At 60.2% G+C, this 20,948-nt stretch carries 9 protein-coding genes and 1 pseudogene; 5 read left to right on the top strand and 5 right to left on the bottom strand.

The annotated features are described in order from the left end of the window. Positions 1-132 precede the first annotated feature (132 nt). Together E3U23_RS14320 and E3U23_RS00710 are read right to left on the bottom strand one after the other, a co-directional pair. Positions 133-366 (bottom strand): annotated as a pseudogene (locus E3U23_RS14320) (chemotaxis protein CheB); the annotation flags it as partial. 64 nt (positions 367-430) lie between these two features. Then, positions 431-826, bottom strand: coding sequence for a response regulator (locus tag E3U23_RS00710; protein WP_279349250.1), 396 nt, complete (start codon positions 824-826; stop codon positions 431-433). A gap of 502 nt (positions 827-1,328) precedes the next feature. Here E3U23_RS00710 and E3U23_RS00715 point away from each other — a divergent pair. Next, complete coding sequence (locus E3U23_RS00715) at positions 1,329-2,174, top strand: substrate-binding domain-containing protein (RefSeq protein WP_279349251.1); 846 nt, start codon at positions 1,329-1,331, stop codon at positions 2,172-2,174. Positions 2,175-2,295: 121 nt separating this feature from the next. Here E3U23_RS00715 and E3U23_RS00720 read toward each other — a convergent pair whose 3' ends face one another. Beyond that, the gene (locus tag E3U23_RS00720) at positions 2,296-3,186 is read right to left on the bottom strand and encodes a LysR family transcriptional regulator (protein WP_279349252.1); all 891 of its coding nucleotides are present in this window, start codon (positions 3,184-3,186) and stop codon (positions 2,296-2,298) included. A 97-nt stretch (positions 3,187-3,283) separates the two neighbouring features. Between E3U23_RS00720 and E3U23_RS00725 the strand changes: the two genes are divergently transcribed. Beyond that, positions 3,284-4,402, top strand: coding sequence for an aldo/keto reductase (locus E3U23_RS00725; RefSeq protein WP_279349253.1), 1,119 nt, complete (start codon positions 3,284-3,286; stop codon positions 4,400-4,402). Between the two features lie 111 nt (positions 4,403-4,513). Here the strand turns inward: E3U23_RS00725 and E3U23_RS00730 are convergent, their stop codons facing one another. After that, positions 4,514-5,092 (bottom strand): TetR/AcrR family transcriptional regulator, encoded by a 579-nt coding sequence (locus E3U23_RS00730; protein WP_279349677.1) that lies wholly within the window; start codon positions 5,090-5,092, stop codon positions 4,514-4,516. An 87-nt stretch (positions 5,093-5,179) separates the two neighbouring features. On the opposite strand from E3U23_RS00730, the gene bdcA reads away from it, so the two are divergent. Further along, positions 5,180-5,893 carry an SDR family oxidoreductase gene (bdcA, locus tag E3U23_RS00735; RefSeq protein ID WP_279349254.1) on the top strand — a complete coding sequence of 238 codons (714 nt, stop codon included), beginning with the start codon at positions 5,180-5,182 and terminating at the stop codon, positions 5,891-5,893. A 196-nt stretch (positions 5,894-6,089) separates the two neighbouring features. Here bdcA and E3U23_RS00740 read toward each other — a convergent pair whose 3' ends face one another. Further along, on the bottom strand, positions 6,090-6,986 hold the full coding sequence (locus E3U23_RS00740; protein ID WP_279349678.1) for an AraC family transcriptional regulator: 897 nt from the start codon (positions 6,984-6,986) through the stop codon (positions 6,090-6,092). Positions 6,987-7,135: 149 nt separating this feature from the next. Between E3U23_RS00740 and E3U23_RS00745 the strand changes: the two genes are divergently transcribed. Continuing rightward, on the top strand, positions 7,136-7,861 hold the full coding sequence (locus tag E3U23_RS00745; protein WP_279349255.1) for an SDR family oxidoreductase: 726 nt from the start codon (positions 7,136-7,138) through the stop codon (positions 7,859-7,861). A 569-nt stretch (positions 7,862-8,430) separates the two neighbouring features. After that, positions 8,431-20,940, top strand: a complete 12,510-nt coding sequence (locus tag E3U23_RS00750) for an Ig-like domain-containing protein (RefSeq protein WP_279349256.1) — start codon at positions 8,431-8,433, stop codon at positions 20,938-20,940. Positions 20,941-20,948 lie beyond the last annotated feature (8 nt).

Below are 20,948 nucleotides of genomic sequence, written 5' to 3' on the forward strand. Positions count from 1 at the left end.
TCCGACCTCCGCCCGAGACGATCGCGCGCCCCGGATGCACCATCGTCCATGTAGCCGGACAGGATCACCCCCCGTCGCGCGGCCGCCACCGAACACCGCAAGAGAGCGGAACAGGGGGTCGATCGCGGGACGGAAATTGTTCTCACGTGGTCCGCGGCGCAGATGCAGATGCCGCTCGCCCAGGATAAGGTGCGCGTCGTTGGGGGCGACGTATAGATGCCCAGGCTGATATTCCTCGCCAACGGTGGGCTCGCGAACCGGATATGAGGTGTTGTGCCGAAGGATGTCGACAAGGTGCCCTGCTTCGTCGGATCGATGCAGGACGATTAACAGCGTGGCTGGTTGAGCGGGGGAGAAATTCTTCAAAAGGCCGATGAGGGCGGGCAGTCCCCTGCACTGGCCCCAATCCCGACGATGTCGCGACGGTTACTCACTTCGCCGGTTCGCTGACAGAGGGCATGGTCTCGCTGCGCACGCTCAACCGTTGAGCGACCCTGTCGATCAAGGATGCGCCATACACTGGCTTCGGCATGAAATCGACGCCCAGGGTCTCTATCGGCAAGTCGAGGCGCGATCCGTATCCCGAAACGATGATTTTGGGGACATCACGCTTCTGCAAATCCTCGACCAGGGGAGTGACTGGTAAACCGTCGATGTTGTAATCAAGTACCGCGAGGTCGACAGGATCCTCCTGTGCGCGCATTCTGGCTTCGCCGAGGGAATGATATGGACCGACAACGTCCACCCCGGCGTCGCTGAGATACTGAGCCGTCTGTTCTGCGACCAACCATTCGTCGTCGAGAACGAGAACTTTCGCACCACGCAATTTTTCGAGATCGGAAACTCGTCCTTGCGTGCCTTTGCGAGGACATTGTCAGACCCGGTGATGCGGGACATGGGAAAACGGCAATGTACCTCCAGCCCGGCGGGATCGTATCGTATTTCCGATTTCGCTAGCAGTTGGGTACGCAGGATACGCTCGATCACAAAGGAGCCGAAACCGCGGGACGTTGGCGGCTTGACGGTCGGCCCACCGGACTAAACCCAGTCAAGTTCCAGATGCTGTTCGTCACCTTCGGAAATTATGGTCCATTCGATCGACACCTTTCCACTCGGCATGCTCAGGGCACCGTATTTGAGTGCATTGGTGCTGAGTTCGTGCAGGGCCATCGACAGACCTTGTGCAGATGACGGACTGACGGCCACGTTCGGCCCGTTAATCTCGACATTCCCGTCGCCGATCGAGTGAACCAGTTCGTCACCGAAAGGCCAAGACGCGCGAGAAGATCGAGGCGCTCGCGCGAGAGCATGGTTTCAGGCCCAATCAGATGGCTAGTCGTCTGCGAAGGCAGAAGATTGGTGTGATCGGGGTGATCATTCCGTTAGGGCACGAACAGAAGCAGCAGGTATCCGATACCTTCTTCCTTACCCTGCTTGGCCATTTGGCTGACGAATTGACGGAACAGGGTTACGATCTGATGCTGCGGCGGGTCGTTCCAACCAGCGATGAAGACTGGCTGGACCCCTTCATCGGTTCAGGAATGATCGATGGCGTCATCGTCGTGGGCCAGTCCGATCAGTTCGATCATCTGGAAGAGATTGCCGACGGCTACAGGCCAATGGTCGTCTGGGGTCAGCATCGCGAGGGCCAGCGGCACTGCGTCGTAGGCTCGGACAATCACCTCGGCGGGAAACTTGCGGCGGAGCGGCTCATCGCGTCGGGCGCGAAAAAACTGGGATTTGTCGGTGAGACGAATGCCCCTGAATTCGCTGCCCGCTTCGCAGGTGCGAGGCAAGTCGCTGATGCATTCGGCCTGGATCTGCGCGAATTTCCCGCTCACCTGGCGACTTCGGGCATGACTGACGAGATTGCAAGTCTGATGCAGGATGCAGGCGGAACCTGCGACGGGCTTTTCGCCGCTACGGATTTGCTTGCGCTGGCGTGTCTCGGCGAACTGCAGAAGCTGAAACGCAGGGTGCCTGACGAGGTGAAGCTAATCGGGTTCGATGACCTCCCGATATCTCACCAGACCTCACCACCACTTACTACGATCCGCCAGGACATCGCGGACGGCGCCCACGCAATGGTGGACTTGCTGCTGAGACGGATCGCCGGGGAGGCCACGGAAAGCATCGTCATGCAACCCAAACTGGTGGTCCGAGGAACGACCTGAGCGGAGATATCAGGCAGTCATGGTCGAAGGTCTGCATGCTAATGCAAGTGTATTAAAAGCTGCCAGTCCGCTACCGGCCCAGCAACAGTCGATCGTCTTGCTTATCGGCCTTCGAAAATGATCAGAAGTCCCGCATCGCTTTAAGGAAAGCCTGGAAGGCGGCCGTAGGCTGCCGCTTGCTGGGATAATAGACGTGGCATGGTGGAAGCGCAGGTGCCCATCCGGACAATATCTCGACCAGGTCGCCGGATCTGAGGTGCGCCGCAGCCTGTGCCATGAGCAGGCAGCAGACACCGAGGCCTCGCAAAGCGGCATCGCGCATGATGTCGATATCGTTGGTGACGAAGCTGGTGGGGACTGCCCGGTCCGAGCGCGCACCATCGCGTTCGAATTCCCAACGGTGCAGCGCGCCTGATGTCGCGTGTCGAAAGCTGATGCACCGATGGCTCCCGAGATCCTCAGGGTTCATCGGGTTTCCGTTCAGATCGAGGTATTCGGGCGACGCGACGAATACGAGCTTGAGCGGCTCACTGATCCGCACCGAGACCATATCGGCCTGCAGCGCCTTGTCGTGCCGCACTCCGCAATCGAAGCGCTCGGCGACAATATCGACCAGACCATCGTCCACGGTAAGGTCGATCGACACATCCGGATGGTCACGCGAGAAGTTGGGCAGTCGCGGCAGGATCAGATAGGCGGCGGCGGGCTTGTGGGCATTGACACGCACGCGCCCTACCGGCCGGCTGCGGACGCTATCCAATTCTCCGAGGATGTCCTCGACCGAAGTCATCGCAGGCTGCAACTTGGTGAGCAGGACCTGGCCAGCTTCGGTCGGGGCGAGCGAACGGGTGGTGCGGTTGAGCAGACGGATGTCGAGACGCGTTTCGAGATTTCGCAGCGCATGGCTCAAGGCAGAAGGAGATATGCCCGATCGCTTGGCAGCCGCCGCGAAGCTTCCCGCATCAACGATCTCTGCAAACACCGCCAGCCCCGACCATACCTCACGGTCCATTCGTGAAAATCCTTCAGCAACCCATCCTACTTCCGAGCCCTAATCAATCTAGGTTATGCGCTCCATCTCTTTCCCAAGACAATCTTGGAGACATCGCATGAACCTCGCCGCCCTTCGCCCGCTCGGATCGTCCGGACTGCTCGTTAGCCCCCTCGCGCTCGGTACCATGACCTTCGGCACACCGCGCTGGGGCATGGACGAGGCTGCAAGCAAAGCGGTCTTCGATCGCTATGTCGAACTGGGCGGTAATTTTGTCGATACGGCCGATGTCTACTCCGGTGGCGCATCGGAGGAGATGGTCGGCAAGTTTGTCGCCGAAGGTGTTTTGCGAGAGCGGATGGTGTTGGCCACTAAGTCCGGCTTCAACACTGGCAACGGTCCGCACGAAGGAGGTCAGGGCAGACGTCATCTCGAAGCCGCGGTCGATCGCTCGCTCAAGCGGATGCAGACCGACTACATCGATCTTTATTGGATCCACATCTGGGATGGCATCACCCCCGCCCTCGAACTGTTGCAGACGATGACCGGCCTCATCGCCAAGGGAAAGATTCGCTATTGGGGCTTGTCGAACAGCCCGGCCTGGTTCGTGGCGCAGCTTGCCACCTTGGCGCGCGCACATGGCCTGCCTGCCCCAATCGGGCTGCAATATTTCTATTCCTTGGTCGAGCGCGGGGTGGAGGACGAGCACGTACCCTTGGCGCGGGAATTTGGCATGGGCCTCGTTCCATGGAGCCCGCTTGCCTACGGACTGCTCACCGGAAAGTATGATCGGGCGACGGTCGAGGCCGGCCCGCGTACCGGCGGCGTGCCGAATAGCGGAGGCGATACCGGTGACCGGCCAGATGACGACAAGCGCCTCGATGGTGACAATCCCTTTGGCGACCAACTGTTCACCGATCGCAACTGGCGCATTGTGGACGCACTGAGGGAAGTAGCAGCGGACATGGGCGAGACCCCTGCGCGTGTGGCGCTCGCATGGGTCGCCGGACGTCCCGGCGTCGCGTCGACGCTGATGGGCGTGAGCCGCGCCGATCAAGTAACCGACAATATCGGGGCGCTGAGCCTGTCGTTACCTTCGAAAGCGATAGCTGCTCTTGATGCCGCAAGCGGTGAAGGTGGCAGGTTCCTTTATGGATTTTTCCAACCGGCAGCGCGCAACCAGATGGTGTTCGGGGGAGCTGACGTAATCGCCAGACCCGCCGAAGGCGGCGCATGACGGCGTCGGATAGCCGAAGCAACCGTCTGTCTTAGCCCGTTCGATCACTACAAGGGGACGGTCGCCTTACGGCCCAAAAAGTGCCACTTGCTAGATAACTTCTGTGAGGCTTTAGCCTTCCAACATTGCTTTGACAGCTGCGCCAGCTATTCGTGCGCTAGAGATCAGTTGGTCCGAGCTGTGTCCATTGCGGGCCTTCGCAGACAGACCAAACATAACCGTTGCGATGAAATCCGTTACCTCTTCGGCTTCTTCGGGATGCCGCTGCGCAATATACATGCGGATCACGTCCTCAGCAGCGCGATTATACGTGATAGCGACCTCTCGCGCATCGTGATCGCCACAGCGGGTTCCTTCCACAACCATGCAACCCGCCGCGTCCGGGTTATCAGAGTAAAAGCGTGCGGCTTCCTCCAGGCTTTCAAGTAGGCATTGCCAAACGGGCCGATCGGGTCGCAGCAATCGATCGAGCGGAATTGCGCCCACCCGGGCATATTGTTCCAACACGCGGGCGTAGAGCTGCGCCTTGCTGCCAAAGGCGGCGTAGAAGCTGGGCGGATTGATCCCCAGAGCCTTTGTGATGTCGCCAACGCTCACCGCATCGTAGCCGTGAGCATGGAAAAGCTCCTGCGCAATTCTTACTGCCTCGTCGAGATCGAAGCGGCGCGGGCGACCCCTTGGACGAGCCATTTTTGTAGTCACGTTTACATAACTCCTTGACGACGGGGTCTGAAACTTTATGTAGTGCGCCCTACATTATATCTCAAGGAGAACAACGTGGCGGTTTTTCAAGGAAAGTCCGTGCTAGTACTCGGCGGTAGTCGTGGCATCGGGGCAGCAATTGTAAGGCGCTTCGCAAGGGACGGCGCAAAGGTGACCTTTACCTATTCCGGCTCGCAGGAGGCGGCGGAAACACTGGCGGCGGAGACCGGCAGCATAGCCATCCAAACTGACAGCGCAGATCGCGACGCGGTGATCGCCTGCGTCCGTGACACCGGCCCCCTCGATATCCTCGCCGTCAATTCTGGGTTCGCGATTTTCGGTGATGCGCTGGAACAGGACCCCGACGAGATAGACCGGCTGTTTCGGGTCAATGTTCATGCGCCTTACCATGCCTCGGTGGAAGCAGCACGATCGATGCCGGAAGGCGGGCGGATCATTATAATCGGTTCAGTGAACGGTGATCGGATGCCGCTTCCCGGCATGGCGTCCTACGCCCTCAGTAAGTCGGCTCTACAGGGCCTTGCTCGTGGGCTGGCACGCGATCTCGGACCGCGTGGCATTACGATCAACATCGTGCAACCCGGACCAATTGATACCGACGCCAACCCCGCCGACGGGCCGATGAAAGAGCTGATGCATAGCTTTATGGCTATCAAGCGCCATGGGCAGCCTCAGGAGGTTGCGGGCATGGTCGCCTGGTTGGCTGGACCGGAAGCTAGCTTCGTGACCGGAGCGATGCACACCATCGACGGAGCCTTCGGCGCATAAAAAGCATGGCGGGCTACTCGCCCGCCAGTGGTGCCCTCAAGTGCTATCTCCGAACCAAAGCACGTGGACCGACGATGCTGCGCCTTAAGGGACTGGTTTGCGACTTTCTGGCCCGTTGCTACAGTCTGCTTCAGTATTGTCCCCGCCAAAAGCGGAAGGTCCGCTACCGGCCCATCTCCAATCATCCTGTTGAATGTCAAAGTGGCGTCAGAAAATTCCCGCTGTCCTGCAAGCGCATGAGGTCCTGTCGCGGCGGGGCGCCAAACAGGCGGGCGTATTCGCGGCTGAACTGGGACGGGCTGTCGTAGCCGACCGCGACCCCCGCCGAGCCTGCGGTAGACCCCTCTGTCAGCATGAGCCGACGCGCTTCCTGAAGTCGCAGTTGCTTCTGGTATTCCAGGGGCGTCATCCGCGTGACCGTCTTGAAGTGCTGGTGCAATGAAGAAGGGCTCATCCCCGCCGCAGCCGCGATCTCGTCAATACGCAAGCGTTGATCGAACGCGGACCGGATCGTGCGTATGGCCCGGCTCACTTGATTGAGATGGCTGTCCGCCACCGCCATGTAGCGAAGGGTCGGCCCATGCGGACCCGTCAGCAGGCGGTAGAGGATTTCCCGCTCGATCAGCGGGACCAGAGCAGGAATATCCGCCGGTCGATCGAGCAAGCGCACCAGTCGGCAGGCGGCGTCCACCAGATCGTCGTCGCTTCGGTAAACGGCGAGGGCCGGCAGGTCGGTCATCGGCGCGCGTTCGCCCTCTTCCATAATGAGGTCCACCAGCGCGGATTGGTCGATATCGATTTTCGCGCAGAGGTAAGGCGCATCGGGCCTCGCCTGCGTCACGTGCCCGATCAGCGGCAGGTCCAGCGACACCAGCAGGTAATGCTCCGCATCGTATGTCACGCTCTGATCGGCAAGCGATACACGCTTCGACCCTTGGGCGATCAGGCAAAGGGAAGCTTCGTACACCGCGGGCAGCGGCTGTGTCGGCTCGTCGGCGCGAAACAGAGACAGTCGCGTTATTGCTGTGTCGACCATCCCGGTGCGGCTGACGTGCCGTGCGATGTGTGACGCCAGTTCGGAATGCTTGCTCATCCCGCCTTCCTGCCATTTCCCGAAGCTCCTTCGCAATCCGCCGGATGTAAAGTTCGGAGGATCGTGCAAGGATTCCAGCGGATCGAGATCACGCTTGCCCGAGCGCGGATCTATCTGGCTTGCCACCAGACAGATCGAAAGGAACTGCCATGACAAAGACAATCGACAAAACCGTGCTGATCACCGGAGCTTCCAGCGGGATCGGCGAGGCAACGGTGCGCGAACTAGTTGGAAGCGGCGCGAAGCTGTTCATCGGCGCACGCCGCACCGACCGGTTGGAAGCTCTAGCCGACGAATTGGGTGACGCGGTGGCCTGGCAATCGCTGGATGTGACGGATGGCGATAATTTTCAGGCGTTCGTGGCAGCGGCGCACGAACGGTTCGGGAGCATCGACGTGCTCGTCAACAACGCCGGCGTCATGCCGCTCTCCCCCCTTGCCGCTCTGAAACAGGACGAGTGGTCCCGGATGATCGATGTAAACATTCGCGGCGTGCTGAACGGGATTGCGGCGGTCCTGCCGCGCTTCATCGACCAGGGGTCCGGGCACGTGGTCAATGTCGCCTCCATCGCTGCGCATTTCGTGATGCCGAGCGCGGCCGTCTACTGTGCAACGAAGTATGCGGTGTGGGCGATCACGGAAGGACTTCGGCAGGAGCACGACGAAATCCGCACAACGATCATCTCGCCCGGTGTCGTGGCGACGGAATTGGGCAGCGACATAACCGACCCGCAGATAGCAACCGCCCTGAAGGGTTGGCGGGAAAAATCGCTCACGCCCGACGCAATAGCACGGGCCATCCGCTATGCCCTCGAGCAGCCGGAGGGCGTCGACATCAACGAGGTGATCGTCCGGCCGACGGCCGCTGGAATGTAGCGAGCTTTGGGGAGCGCTAAATGTGGTTCCTTACCACTGCTGGCGCTCCTCGAACTGCATATATCGAGCCGGCTATCCGGCAGCACTCTAACACAAAGAATGGGGGCCCGGGTCTGTCCGGTTCGGGCAGGCAGGCGCTCTGAAGCGGTCATTCCGCTATCGGCCCAAAAGTCGACTTTGTCAGCTGGTGGATGGCGGACCCAGTCTTGCACGTCACCGTTTCGCATTAGACATGTCTCCCGATTCCGAGGGGTCCACCTCCTTATCGATATGGCTTTGAAGACTCTCTTTTTCATTTCATGTTTGCCTGACCTTCTCGCCTGTTGCCGCTGCCATAGTCGACGCATCTACTGACGAAATTCGTGAGAATTCCGCCATGTTCGCGTTTGTACTCATGCCGATATTAGCAATTTGGTAATGCCCTGCCCGTTAAGGTTAACCCGGAACTAAGGAAGTGGGGTGCGCTGCCGGAGGCAATGCTCTCCCAGAAATCAGAACCTTTCGGGGGTCGCGAAAATATGCCGGGTAAGAGCTTTTATCAGTTGCAGTTGATGGCCCTTGAGCCGCGCATGATGTTTGACGGGGCGGGCATGGTAACTGCGCTCGCAACGGATGCTGGTGGTTCGCAGGCCCTGACGCAGAGTTTTTCTCCGGACGTCGCCGTTATTGGGCCTCATTCGCTCATAGGGAATGACCCCCTTCATTTCGCTCCGGGCCTGCTCGATTTCGAAGCCACCTCGTCTTCGATTGCCGAGAGTGCCGGAGAAGTATCGGCTAACGCGGATTGGCAAAATGTCGGCGAACAGCAAGGCGAAACGATTGCATATCTGGCAGAACGATCAGACGTATCCGGAGACAGTCCTTTACGCGAGCTGGCATGGAATGGCGATGCCGATGCCGATGATCGGAACGCATATCGATCAGCTAGCACTGCCGACCTTCTGCCTCTGGCGCTGCGTCCGAGTAGATTGGCCTTGGACGCTGCCGGCATCGGAATTCTATCCGGCGGAGACGAACTGCCAAAGATTTTCCGGCATGATGGCGAAGTTGTCGATCTGCTGGGCGAGACCCTTCCTTCTCCCTTGTCGGAACGCCAAAGCGAAAACGACTTCATCTTCATCGATACGAGTATCGAAAACTATCAGGAACTGGTCGGAACCTGGGAGGATCGCGGCACCATCGTACTGATCGACGCCGCACAGGACGGTGTCGACCAGGTACTTGCCGCAATGGCCGGAGCGGAGGACGTCGGTGCGATCCATATCGTCAGCCATGGCGAGCGCGGTGTGTTCTGGCTGGGCAGCACGCGCGTCGATTCCGACGCGCTGACCGGAGAACTTGCATCATCGTTCGCCTGGATCGGCTCGAAGCTCACCGATGGTGGGGACGTTCTGCTATATGGCTGCGACACCGGCGCGGGGGATGCCGGGCAGATCCTTCTCGACGAATTGGCTGCCATCACCGGCGCAGACATGGCGGCATCGATCGACGATACCGGCGCCATTTCGCGCGGTGGGGACTGGGTGCTCGAAAACCGCCTTGGATCGGTAGAGACAGCTTCGCTCGTTGCCGAGAGCTGGGAAGGACTGTTGGCTCCCACAGCGATTTCCGCCCCGGCAGACTCCCTGACTGTAAGAGATGCAAACGGTGCGATCCTGGCGCAGGGGTCCGCTGGCTTCGCGGCGTTCGGCCGCTTCTCGCCGGAAGTTCCGGCGGGCGGCGTAGCGACCTGGGCGAATGTCGGAACGGTAAACGGACAGTCCATCAGCATCAGCGCCACGGTGGTATCGCTGGGCGACGGCGATACGATTCGATTCGAACGGCCCGGCGTAGTCAGCGACGACCCGACCATCGCGCTGTTCGCCGGGGGCTTAGCCACGGAAAACGCTACGGTTCAGATCAGGTGGGATGTTTTCTACACCGCCACGGGCGCACCGGCGCAAATCGACATTAGCTATACGGTCGCGGACATCGATGGTGTGGGTAATCTGCCGCGCAGCCGTGAATTCGTAACCGTCGATACCGATACGCTTTCGTCCTTCCAGGCTTCCAATGGCTCGCGGGTTTTGTTCGACACCTCCATTCCAGGCGAGGTGACCGCCTCGGGCACAAGCAACGAGAATGGTGAAGTTCCGTCTGCCGCCCGCTTCAACTGGCTCGACACGAGCAGTTGGACGATCACCTACAATCTCGTGCCGACAGTCTCGGCGAATGCCATTTTCTCGCACGACGGCGATCTGGACTTCGACCTCGGCGCCGGAGGGACGACCGTATCGATCCCGCGTCTAGATCTCGACGCTAACAACAGCACCGCTGCCGATTCGGGTTATCGCGGCACGTATGTAGAGAACAGCGCGGGCGTTTCGATTGTCGATACAGACGTTTCGGTCACCAACCCGCAAGGCAACGTACAATCGGCGCGGATTGTATTGACGAATGCACAAGCGGGTGATGCGCTGCTGGTCGGGGGATCGGCCGCCGCATCCGGAACGCTGGCTGGCGGAATTTCCTATACCCGTACGGCGAACGAGGTGACGCTGACCGGCGCATCGACCGCCGCGCAATATCAGAATGCCTTGCGCGCCATTACGTTCGTTACCGCGGGCGAACAACCGATCGAGACCGATCGGTCAATCGATATCAATTTTGCGAACGCGTCGTTTTCGTCCAACATCGCGACGTCGACAATTTCGGTGGTGGAAGTCAACGATCCGCCGGTTGCCGTCGACGATCCGCAACGGACCACAGGCGAAGATACGCCGCTTGCCAATATCGCCGTACTGGGCAACGACACGGATGCCGAAGGCGACCCGTTGACCGTAATCGGTGCGAGTGCAACGAACGGAACGGTGACGATCAACGGCGATGGAACGCTGAATTATACGCCGCGCGCGGATTTCAACGGCACCGACACGATCACCTATACAATCAGCGACGGGCGCGGCGGAACTTCGAGCGCGATCGTTCCCATTACGGTCACCCCGGTGAACGACGCCCCCGTCGCCACTCAAAGCTTGCCGAACCAGGTCCATACCGATGCCGCAGCGGATATCAGCGTGCAGACCGCCGGTGGCTTCGACGATGTCGATGATACCGCGCTGACTTACAGCGCAACCAGCCTTCCCGCGGGTCTCTCCATAGATCCGTCGACCGGCGCGATTACCGGGACGATCGACAATTCGGCAAGCCAGGGCGGCGCCGGTGGGGTCTATTCGGTCACGGTCACGGCGACAGACGCGGGCGGGCTTTCTGCGTCGCAAACATTCAGCTGGACGGTCACCAATCCGGCGCCGGTAGCGGCCGACGATACCGCCAATACGAACGAAGACGTGTCGACCACTATCGATGTGCTTGCGAACGATGCCGATCCCGACGTCGATACGCTGAGCGTAATTTCGGCAAGTGCAGCCAATGGCAGCGTGGTCATCAATGCCGATGGCACGATAACCTATACGCCCAATGCCGATTTCAATGGACCCGATACTATCACCTATACCGTTAGCGATGGTGAAGGCGGCACGAGTACGGCCACGGTTTCGGTTGCCGTTGATCCCGTAAACGATGCTCCGGTCGCGGTTGGCAGTCTGCCTTCGCAAAGCGATGCCGATGCGACGGCTGGTGTCAACGTCGATGTTTCAGGCGGCTTTGCCGATCGCGACGACGCAACTCTGTCGTACAGTGCAACCGGTATGCCCGCCGGCCTGTCCATCGATGCGGCCACCGGCGTGATAACCGGTACCATCGACAATTCGGCGAGCCAAGGCGGCACTGGCGGCGTCTATGCGGTGACAGTCGTTGCGACTGACGCCGAAGGCCTTTCGGCCGAACAGACCTTCAGCTGGAACGTTACCAATCCCGCGCCCGTAGCGGCCGACGATACCGCGAGCACCAACGAGGACACGCCCGTCCTCATCGACGTGCTGCCGAACGATACCGATCCCGATGGCGATGCGCTGAATGTCGTTTCTGCGATAGCTTCGATCGGTCAGGCCACGCTGGTCGGCAATCGGATCAATTACGTGCCGCCCGCCAATTTCAACGGCACGGCCACGATCACCTATAGCATCAGCGATGGTGAGGGGGGCACCAGCACGGCGCGAGTCGCCGTCACCGTGAACCCTGTGAACGATGCACCCACATCGGCCCCTATACCGGCGGAAGAGGTAGCGGATGGCGAGACCGTATCCGTCTCAGTTGCCGATGCATTCCAGGATGTCGATGGCGACGCGTTGTCCTACAGCGCAACGGGCCTCCCGCCCGGGTTGGTCATTGATCCTGCGACCGGTCTGATAAGCGGTACGATCGCGTCCGATGCCAGTCAGACCGACGACGGCATCTACACTGCGGTCATCACAGTGGCGGACGGGAATGGCGGCGCCGCAAGCGAAACGATCACGTTCAATATTGCCAACCCGCCGCCCATTGCGACGGACGACAACGCCGCCACGCAGGAAGATACGCCGGTAAATATCGACGTGCTGGCCAACGACAACGATCCCGATGGCGATCCACTGACGGTGGTTTCGGCAAATGCCCCCAACGGCACGGTGGTGATCGAGGCCGACGGAACGCTGACCTACACGCCGAACCTCAATTTCAACGGCACGGACACGATCACCTACGAGATTTCCGACGGGAATGGCGGCACTTCAATCGCGACCGTGACCGTGTCGATCGCGGACGTGAACGACGTGCCGGTGCAAAGTGGTACTGTCGGCGACCAGTCGAATCTTGATGGTCAAACGGTTTCTCTGCCTGTCGACAACGCATTCCGCGATCCTGACGGAGATACCCTGACCTTCTCGGCGGCCGGTCTGCCGGTCGGGCTGACCATCGATCCTTCGTCCGGCATAATTTCCGGCACTATCGACAACAGCGCAAGCCAGGGCGGTCCGGCAGGCGACGGCGTATACTTGATAACCATCACGGTATCGGACGGCAGGGGTGGAACGGAAACGCAATCGTTCAGCTGGGCCGTCGCCAATCAGGCGCCCATCGCCGCGAACGACACGGCTACGACTTCCGAAGATACACCGGTCAATAACGCCGTCCTCGCCAATGACGTCGATCCCGATGGCGACGATTTGCGGGTCATCGAAGCCGCGGCCGGCAGCGGCACGATCACCATCAATGCGGATGGAACGCTGACCTACGTGCCGAATTCGAATTTCAACGGTACAGACACGATCGTCTATACCGTCGTTGATGACGAAGGGGGCAGGTCTTCCGCCAGCGTTGATATAACGGTCACCGCGGTCAACGATGCTCCGACAACGGAAGGACTTCCGGATCAGAGAGGACGCGATAGCCAGGTCGTCCGTATCCCGACTGCCTCCGCATTCACCGATATAGACGGCGACGATTTGACTTTCAGAGCCGACGGATTGCCGCCGGCACTCTCCATCGATGCCAATACCGGCGTTATTTCCGGCACGCTGGCAGCGGACAGTTCCCAGCGCGGCCCGTTCACCGTTACCGTGACCGCAACGGATCCATCTGGCGCGGAAGTAAGTGCCACGTTCGCCTATTCGGTTCAGAATGTTCCGCCGGTTGCGCAGGACGATACGGTTTCCACTCCGGAAGATACGCCGGTGACAGTCGCGGTGCTTTCGAACGACAGCGATCCGGATGGTGATCCCATCGCAATCACATCTGCCAGCACGGATAACGGCACGGTTGCTGTCAATCCGGACGGAACGCTAACGTTCACGCCGGATGCGAATTTCAACGGCGAAGCAAACGTCACATACGTGATCTCGGATGGTCAGGGCGGCACGGCCACCGCTACGCTGACCGTCAACGTCATCCCACAGAACGACGCGCCGACTGCCGTCGATATCCCCGACCTAAGTTATGAAGACGGCCAGGCGGTCTCGGTGACGACGGAAAGCTTCTTCGCCGATATCGATGGCGATGATCTGACAATCAATGCCATCGGCTTGCCGCCGGGGCTGCTGATTGATCCGGCGACCGGGCTGATTTCGGGAACACTTGCAAGCGATGCGAGCCAAGGCGGACCTGCCGGAAACGGAATCTACACAGTCACCCTCACGGCCGATGACGGCAATGGCGGAACGGTATCACAGGATTTCCTCTGGACGATAACGAACCCTGCCCCGACTGCGGCCAATGATACCGCGACCACGGACGAAGATACCTCCGTCGACATCGCAATATTGCCGAACGATGTCGATCCGGATGGCGATCCGCTACAGGTAATTTCCGCTTCCGCACAAAACGGCACGGTCGCGATCCAACCGGATGGCACCCTTACTTACACGCCGAACGCCGATTTCAACGGCCCGGATGCGATCACCTACACGATCAGCGACGGCAATGGCGGCCGGTCGACCGCCGCCGTGACGGTGACGGTCAATCCGATCAACGATGCGCCCGTCGCCAACGACGACGTCGCGACGACAGATGAGGATACCCCTGTCACGATCGGCGTGCTCGGCAACGACCGCGACGTGGATGGCGACCCTCTGACGATCACCGCCGCAACCTCGCCCGATGGAACAGTCACGATCAATCCGGACGGCACGCTTCGCTTCGCTGCGAACGCCGACTTTACCGGAACGACCACGATCACCTATGAAGTGTCGGACGGCAATGGCGGAACTGCGACCGCAACCGTCAATATCACGGTCAATCCGATCAACGATGACCCGGTTGCAAATCCGGACATTGCAACGACGGTTGAGGATACGCCGGTCACCGTTGCCCTGCTGACGAACGATGCCGATGTCGATGGCGACCCGCTGACGATTACCGAAGCGACTGCGCCGAACGGCACGATCTCGGTAAATGGAGACGGGTCGGTCACTTACACGCCCGATCCCGATTTCAACGGCACCGACACGATTACCTATACCGTCAGCGACGGACGGGGCGGCTTTGCAACGTCCACCGCGACCATTACGGTCGATCCAGTCAACGATGCGCCCGTGGCGAGCGCGATCGCGCCGCAGAATAACGATGACAATACTCCCGTCGCGCTCGACGTATCGGGCAATTTCAGCGATATCGATGGCGATACGGTGACCTTCACCGCAACCGGCCTGCCCGCCGGGCTTGCGATCGATGCCGCCGGAACCATTACGGGCACCATCGCCAGCGATGCGTCGCAGGGCGGGCCTGATGGCGACGGCGTGTATCAAGTCACCATCACCGCCGACGACGGCAATGGCGGCATCACGTCGACGACATTCGCCTGGACGGTTAAGAATACGGTCCCGGTCGCGAACAACGACAATGCGACGACGTCCGAAGATACGCCCGTCAATATCCCTGTGCTGGCCAACGATACGGATCCGGACGGGGATGCACTTGTCGTATCCTTTGCCACGGCGGCGAACGGAACCGTGATCGTGGAGGCGGATGGCTCCATCACCTATACGCCCGACGCCGATTTTAACGGCACCGACACAATCAGCTACGTAATCAGTGACGGAGAGGGTGGGACGAGTACCGCAATGGTGACCGTGACCGTCGATCCAGTCAACGATGCACCAGTGGCCGACCCAGCGTTGATCGACCAGACGAACGCGGATGCAGACACAGTAGCTGTCGATGTCTCGGCCAATTTCGACGACATCGATGGGGATGTATTGACGTTCACCGCAAGCGGCCTTCCCACGGGGCTTGCCATCGATGCTTCGGGCGTAATTTCGGGAACGATCGATCCCGCCGCTTCACAGGGCGGCCCGGCGGGCGACGGCATCTACGACGTTGTGATTACGGCCGATGACGGGAACGGCGGCACTGTGCAGTCTACCTTCGAATGGGCGGTCGCCAACCCCGCCCCGGTCGCATCGAACGACAATGTGGCCACCGATGAAGACATGCCTATGAACATTGTCGTCCTCGCCAACGATGCCGACCCCGATGGAGATGCCCTCTCCATTGTGTCCGCCAGTGCGGCGAACGGCTCCGTAACTATCGAAGCGAACGGCACCCTTACCTATACGCCGGATGCGAATTTCAACGGCACGGACACGATTTTCTATCAGATCAGCGACGGTCAGGGCGGCACTGACACCGCTATCGTAACCGTCGCGGTAAATCCGCAGAACGATGCACCGGTCGCCGATCCCCAATTGACGAACCGGACTGATGACGACGCTGATACGGTCGCGCTCGACGTTTCGGGCAATTTCGCCGACGTTGATGGCGATATTCTGTCTTACACCGCAACGGGCCTTCCCGCCGGCCTCGCCATCGATGCGGCCGGCATAATCACCGGCACGATCGATCCTTCGGCCTCGCAAGGGGGGCCGGAGGCCAACGGCATCTATACCGTTACCGTCACCGCCGATGACGGTAATGGCGGCACGGCCAGCTCGATATTCCTGTGGACCGTCATCAATCCCGCACCCGCTGCAGTCCAGGATACGGCGAGCACCGGCGAGGACGTGCCGGTCGATATCGTGGTCCTGGCAAACGATGCCGACCCCGACGGAGACACGCTGACCGTCATCAACGCGTCGGCCGCCAACGGGATCGTTCAAATCAACGACGACGGGACGATCACCTACACCCCCGATGCGAATTTCAACGGCAGCGATACCATTGTCTATACAATCGACGATGGCGAGGGAGGCAGCGCGACCTCATCGGTTACGGTGACCGTCAATCCGCTCAACGATGCGCCGGTCACCGCAGGCCTGCCCGATCTGACCGATGGCAATAATGAGGCGATTTCGGTCGCGCTTGCCCCGGCCTTCAGCGATGCGGAAGGCGATCCGCTTACCTTCACCGCAACCGGTCTTCCCGATGGACTGTCGATCGATCCCACAACCGGACAGATAACCGGGACCACAAATCCCACCGCATCTTCGGGCGGCCCGGGCGGCGATGGTATCTATACGGTCACGGTTCGGGCGACCGACCCGGTCGGCCTGTTCGCTGAAACGACATTCGTGTGGACCATAAACAACCAGCCTCCGACCGCTATCGACGACAGCTTTACCGGTACGGAGGACACGCCCCAAGTGCTGAACGTGCTGGACAACGACATCGACCCCGATGCCGATCCGGATCGACCGATCACCATCATCGATGTGCAGGCGACCAACGGCACAGCAATTGTCAATGCCGACGGCACGATTACGTTTACGCCCGACCCCGATTTCAACGGCACGGCTACGGTTACCTACACGATCGAGGACGCCAATGGCGACCCGGCGACGGCCATCGCAACGATCGAGATAGCTCCGGTCAACGATGCGCCGCGTGCGGCTGTCCTGCCCGATCGCGACAATCTGGAAGGCGATACGGTCGCAATAGATGCAGGTGCACTGTTCAGCGATCCCGAAGGCGATACGTTGACGTTCAGCGCCAGCAACCTTCCGGCGGGCCTTTCAATAGACCCGGCGACCGGGGTGGTTTCCGGCACGATCTCCGCCGATGCCGGACAGATCGACGGCGGCGTCTATCAGACCACCATTACGGCCGATGATGGCAATGGCGGCATCACCGATGTTACCTTCGTCTGGACGATCGGCAATCCGGCTCCCACGGCCGTCAACGACGCCGCATCGACGCTGGAAGACACGCCGCTTAACATCGCGGTGCTGAGCAACGATACCGATCCCGATGGCGATACCCTGACAGTCATCAGTGCTTCCGCGCCGAATGGCACGGTCGTCATCGAGGCCGACGGAAGCCTCACCTATACGCCCGATACGGATTTCAACGGTAGCGACACCATTACGTACCAAGTCTCGGACGGTCAGGGCGGTACCTCGACTGCGAACGTCGCGGTCACCGTCTCTGCTGAGAACGACGCTCCGACTGCCCAGCCTATCCCGGCACAGACCGGTGAAGACGCAGATGTAGTTACGCTGGACCTTTCAGCAGGCTTCGCCGACGTCGATGCCGATACGCTGACCTTCACGGCTATCGGCCTGCCTGCCGGGCTTTCGATCAATGCCGATGGTATCGTGACAGGAACCATCGATCCTTCCGCATCGCAGGGCGGTCCTGTGGGCGACGGGGCGTATCAGGTCAGCGTCATTGCCGACGATGGCCAGGGCGGGGCGGTTTCAACGTCCTTCTCTTGGCGGGTGATCAATCCGGCACCGACAGCGGTGGACGATGCCGCCGCGACCGATGAAGACACACCCGTCGTCATCGATGTGCTCGGTAACGATATCGATCCAGACAACGATACGCTGACCATCACAACCGCCAGCGCATCGAACGGCACGGTGACGATTAATCCCGACGGGACGATCACTTATACGCCCGATGCCAACTTCAACGGCACTGATACCGTCACCTATAGGGTCGACGATGGCGAGGGAGGCGTTTCGACCGGTATCGTGACCGTCGGCGTGGCGGCGCAAAACGATGCGCCAACGGCGTCGCCGATCCCGGCGCGCGCTGGCCAGGATGCGGAAGCAGTGAACCTCGACGTCTCGGCGGCCTTCGACGATGTGGACGGCGATACTCTCACCTTCAACGCCATGGGCCTGCCCGCCGGTCTGACGATCGACGGCGACGGAACTATTACCGGCACCATCGATCCCGCGGCATCTCAGGGCGGCCCGAATGGCGACGGGACCTACGAAGTTACCGTCACCGCCGACGACGGGAACGGCGGCACGGTATCCACGACCTTCTCGTGGGCGGTCACCAATCCCGCGCCCGTCGCTGCGTCCGACAGCGTTGCGACGCCCGAAGACACCCCGGTCAATATCCCGGTCCTCGGCAACGACAGCGATGCCGATGGCGACCCGCTGACGGTAACGCAGGCAAGCGCCGCAAACGGAACCGTCGTAATCGAGGCCGACGGTACGATCACCTATACGCCGGATGCCGAATTCAACGGGATCGACACGATCTTCTACACGATCAGCGATGGGAATGGCGGCACCGCGAGCGCTTCCGTCACAGTCGCAGTGAATTCGGTGAACGATCTTCCGGTCGCCGCCGACGATACGGCAACGACGAACGAAGACACGCCGATCACCATTCCGCTGCTCGCAAACGATAGCGACCCGGATGGCGATAATCTTACAGTTACCGCCGTAACGGCCGCCAATGGTACGGTAACGATCGCTGCAGATGGTAGCGTGATTTACACGCCGAATGCCGATTTCAACGGCACCGATACGATCAGCTACACGGTCGACGACGGTAATGGCGGAACCGATACGGCCTTCGTCACGGTCACCGTTCTGCCGATCAACGATGCGCCGGTCGCTGCGCCGGATACGGCGACAGTCGATGAAGACGCATCGGTGGTCATCCCGGTCCTGAACAACGATGTGGACGTAGACGGCGATCCCCTCGCGATCACGCAGGCAAGCTCACCCGATGGCGTTGTGACCGTCAATGCGGACGGCTCCGTCACGTTCACGCCCAATGCCGATTTCAACGGTCCGACGACGATTACCTATTCAATCGACGACGGACAGGGGGGAACTGCCACTGCGACCGTTTCGGTCGGGGTAAGGCCGGTCAACGATCCCCCGGTCGCAGCGAACGATACGGCGACTACGGATGAGGACATGCCGGTCACCATCGCGCCGCTGGCAAACGATACGGATACGGACGGCGACGTACTTTCGATCGTATCGGCCAATGCACCAAACGGTACAGTGACGATCAATCCCGACGGCACGATCACATATGTGCCGCTGCCTAATTTCAACGGCACGGACATAATCACCTATCAGGTGAGCGACGGTATGGGCGGTTTCGATACCGCATCGGTCACGGTGAGCGTAGATGCCGTCAACGATCTGCCGGTCGCCGTAAACGACACCGCTGTCGTGGACGAGGATAATGAAATCGTCATCCCGGTCCTCGCAAACGACGCAGACCCGGATGGCGACCCCCTGAGCGTCGTGACAGCGGAAGCGCCGAACGGGACCGTTACGATCAATGGCGACGGCACGATCACGTATGTCCCCAATCCCGACTTCGTCGGAAGCGATACGATTACCTATACAGTGTCCGATGAGAACGGCGGCACTTCGACCGCGACGGTTACCGTTACGGTCGAAGACACGAACGAAACGCCGGTCGACCAATCGGAAACGGTCGGCGTTATCGGCGGCACCATCACTGATATCAACGTTCTCGCAAACGCCTTCGATGCCGATGGCGATACCCTGACGGTTATCTCCGCACAGGCGGATCTGGGTGAAGTCATCATCAACCCCGACGGCACTCTGCGCTACGTCGCGCCGACTGGCTTCGATGGCGTCGCGACTATTACCTACGTTATTTCGGATGGTAATGGCGGAACCGTGCAATCGAGCGTGTTTGTTACGGTCGCCGAAAGCGGTGCCGACGTGACCTTCCTCCTGCAACAGGGCCGAGATGTTGGCTTCTTGAATTGGGGCAGAGATGACTTTGCTCCTGATCGGACGGGCAGCTTCATTTCGGCACCACTGGTCATTCTCGACACCGTGAACGAGTTCCGTAGCCTGGGTGGAACCCCTTCGCTGAACGTCGATCGTCCGCTCCTGTCGATGGTCAACGGCCTGCGCTCGCTCAACGGGATCAGCAGCTTCGGTCAGGGAGACAATCCTGTTGGCGAAGTCGTGCGCTATCTCGATGACATCCGCGACCTGCGCTTCGGTATAGATCGCACGCTCGATCCGCGCTTCGGCGACTTCATGCCCGAAGCCCTGACCGGGTTCTCGGTGCGGCAGCTGGATACCGGCAGCGACCGGGTCATAATTGAATCTATCGTTCGCAACGATGTCATCTACGTCGAAATGCGGGACATCGGGTCGGAAGACGAGCCGCGCATTCAGGAATTCCAGTTGCTCACACGCGACGGTTCGCCCCTTCCCGACTGGATCAGCATGGATGCAAGGGGCCTCGCCATCGCCGAACGGCCGGTGGATACGCAGACGTTGCGGCTGATCGTCAGGGCAATCGATGAGGAAGGCAGTGCGCTCGAAATACCGGTCCTGATTCAGGGTGCGACCGGGGAGATACAGCTCGATACGCCGACCGAGAGCGCAAGAGCGACCGCGGTGACGCTGGATGCAATGATGGCGCAGCTCAACAGCGATGCGAACGACGAAGCTGCCGATCTACTGTCGGCTTTCAAGTAGAAACAGGG

The organism is Erythrobacter litoralis (genome assembly GCF_029760855.1).
Taxonomy (GTDB): Bacteria; Pseudomonadota; Alphaproteobacteria; order Sphingomonadales; family Sphingomonadaceae; genus Qipengyuania; species Qipengyuania litoralis_A.